The organism is Deinococcus pimensis DSM 21231 (assembly GCF_000519345.1).
Classification (GTDB): domain Bacteria; phylum Deinococcota; class Deinococci; order Deinococcales; family Deinococcaceae; genus Deinococcus_A; species Deinococcus_A pimensis.
In genome coordinates this window covers 1-2,726 of the sequence record NZ_KI912639.1, presented here as the reverse complement: position 1 = coordinate 2,726, position 2,726 = coordinate 1, and the positions used below count along the sequence as shown (strand labels likewise).

3 protein-coding genes are annotated in these 2,726 nt (G+C 70.4%); 1 reads left to right on the top strand and 2 read right to left on the bottom strand.

Going from position 1 to position 2,726, the window contains the following annotated elements; translation table 11 throughout:
- A partial coding sequence (locus DEIPI_RS30100; RefSeq protein ID WP_169737073.1) for an outer membrane protein assembly factor BamB family protein occupies positions 1–1,078 on the bottom strand: 1,078 nt, incomplete at its 3' end.
- Between the two features lie 136 nt (positions 1,079–1,214).
- Here DEIPI_RS30100 and DEIPI_RS0110305 point away from each other — a divergent pair.
- A complete protein-coding gene (locus DEIPI_RS0110305) occupies positions 1,215–1,832 on the top strand; it encodes a hypothetical protein (protein WP_027481728.1) in 618 nt (205 codons plus the stop codon).
- A gap of 69 nt (positions 1,833–1,901) precedes the next feature.
- Here DEIPI_RS0110305 and DEIPI_RS30095 read toward each other — a convergent pair.
- The coding region (locus DEIPI_RS30095; protein WP_045234067.1) for an AAA family ATPase at positions 1,902–2,726 on the bottom strand (825 nt) is incomplete at its 5' end.

The window sequence follows — 2,726 nt, the reverse complement described above, 5'->3', positions numbered from 1 at the left end:
CGGTCTGCAGGCGGGTCAGGTCGGCGGGCGCGAGCGCGCGGCCCCAGCCCTCGGGGACGCCGCGGAAGGACGTCCACTCGCCCAGCGCGGCGGGCCGCTGGTTGGAGAAGGCGTACAGGGTGCCCGCGTTGTTCGAGACGTACACGTCGCCGCCGTCGGAGGCGCCCACGGCGGTGTCGATGCGGGCGCCCGTGTCGAAGGACCACAGGGTCGTGCCGCGCGGGTCGAGGGCGCTGAGCACGCCGGAGGTGCTGCCGACGAGGAAGGTGCCGTCGGAGAGCTGCGTGGCGGGCGCCGTGACGGGGGCGCCCACGTCGGCGGTCCACTGCTCCTTGCCGGTCCGGTCGAAGGCGTGGACGCGGCCGTCGTAGCTGCCGACCACGACGAGGCCCTCGCGGCTGAGGATCGGTGAGGCGTTCACGAAGCCCTGGGTGGGCGCGGACCAGCGCAGGCGCCCGGCGGCGTCGAGGGCGTAGACGCTCCGGTCGCCGGAGCCGAAGTACACGCCTCCGTCGGCGTCCACGGCGGGACTGGAGAACACGCTGCCCTTCGCGCGGAAGGTCCACAGCGCGCGCCCGTTCGGGTCGAGGGCGGTGACGGCGCCGTCCTGCGCGCCGAACACGACGTTGCCGCCGGGCGTGACGACGGGGCTGGAGAAGACGGGCGCGGCCTCGAAGGACCACAGCAGGCGCCCTTCCGGGGAGAGCGCGGCGACCTGCCCGCCGGTGGACGCGACGATGAGGCTGCCGTCGGCGCGCAGGGCGGGCGTGGCGTACACGTCGCCGCGCAGCTTGTACGTCCAGGCGACCTTGCCGTCCTTCTCGACGGCGTAGACCTTGTCGTCGTAGCTGACGGCGTACACGCGTCCGTCGGGCGTGAGGACGGGCTGACCGCGTCCGAGGTCACCGAGCGCGACGTTCCAGCGTTCCTTGCCGCTGCGGTCCAGGCGGCGCAGTTTCGCGTCGGTTCCGACGAAGACGACGTCCCCGGAGGCGTCGGTCGCGACGGGGCTGATGACCTTCACGTCACGTTGCCAGGCCACGGTCGGCGCGGGCGTCGCCAGGGCTACAGAAATCACATGAAGCGAAATGAAAGCGGCGGCGAAGGTTGGTCTCATGAAGGGGCGGTCTCCTTTAAACTCCTTTAGGGAGCCTGAGTGTTTCGTTTCGTCTCAGCGACCTCATCACTCTGCCCTATCTACAATGCGAATTGATATGAAAAAGACTCTCATTGTGAGCGTGATCCTCGGCATCTCGTCCCTCGCCCTCGCGCAGGACACCAGCACCACCACGACCACCACCCAGCAGCAGAACAACACCACGACCGATCAGAACACCAACACCACCGACCAGACCAACACCACCACGACGGACCAGAACACCACGACCACCACCGACACCACCACCACCCAGAGCACCGACACGACCGCCACGAGCGACCTCAGCGCCGAGGAGCTCTACGCCCGCGCCCAGGAGCAGGCCGCGCAGGCCGAGGTCGCCTACCCCGTCGCGTTCCTCGACCGCACCCTCTGGAAGGCCGCCGTCAGCGACGCCAGCATGGCCGCCATGATGGACGCGAACAACCGCGCCTACAAGTCCTACCAGGCGCAGCTCTACACCAAGACCCAGTGGTGGATCAACGCCTACAACGCCTGGAGCAGCCTCGGCGACCTCACCGAGGCCGAGCGTGACCTCGCCGCCCTCTCCGCCGCGAAGCTCGCGTATCTCGCCATCCAGCGTGGCGACCAGGCCAACGCCCGCACCTACGTCACGCAGGGCCTGCAGTGGCGCCAGACGCAGAGCCTGCAGCAGCTCCAGACCCGCCTGCAGTAACCCGAGCGGCGGATGAGAAGGAGGGCGATCCCGGGGTCGCCCTCCTCTCGTTCGTGAGTATCCCGTGGGTCACTCCATGCGGGCCGCGCGGCTCCCCGCGACGCTCTTCGTCACGAGGATGCGGGCGGGCAGGCGCTCCGAGAGGCTCTCCACGTGCGTGATCACGCCGACCATGCGGCCCTGCGTGCGGACCTTCTCCAGCGCCCCCGCCACGGCCTCCAGCGCCTGCGGGTCGAGCGTGCCGAAGCCCTCGTCGAGGAAGAGCGCGCCCAGGATGCGGTTGCCGGCGAGGTAGTCGCTCAGCGCGACGGCCAGCGCGAGGCTCGCGAGGAACGTCTCGCCGCCCGAGAGGGTCTTCACGCCGCGCGTCTCGCCCGCGTTCCAGAGGTCCTGCACGCTGTACTCGCCGTCCACGAGCAGCAGGCGGTAACGGCCGTCGCTGATCTCGAAGAGCAGTTCGCCCGCGCGCTCCAGCAACCTCGACTCGATCTCCGCGAGGAGGTACTGCTGGAACTCGTTGGCCTTCATTGCCTGCGCGAGCGCGGCCCACGTGTCGAGGTCCCTGGAGATCGCGGCGGTCGCGGCCACCAGTTCACGCTTGCGCCCGAGGCGCTCCTCGGCGGTGGCGACGGTCTGCCCGAGCTCTCCGACGCGGGTGCTCGCGGTCTGGAGGTCGCCTTCGGTCTTCGCGAGCGCCGTTCTGGCCGTCTCCAGCGCCTGGGGTTCGAAGGAGCGCCCGGCGAGCCGGGTTTCGAGGTCGAGGGCGGCGCGCAGGTGCTGTTCGTGCTCGGACGTCCAGGCGCGGAAGGCTTCCTCCAGTCGCGCGGCCTCCGCGTCGCTCAGGGCGGCCGCCCTCGCCTCCGCCTCCGTGAGGCCGAGCGCGGAGAGGGCGCC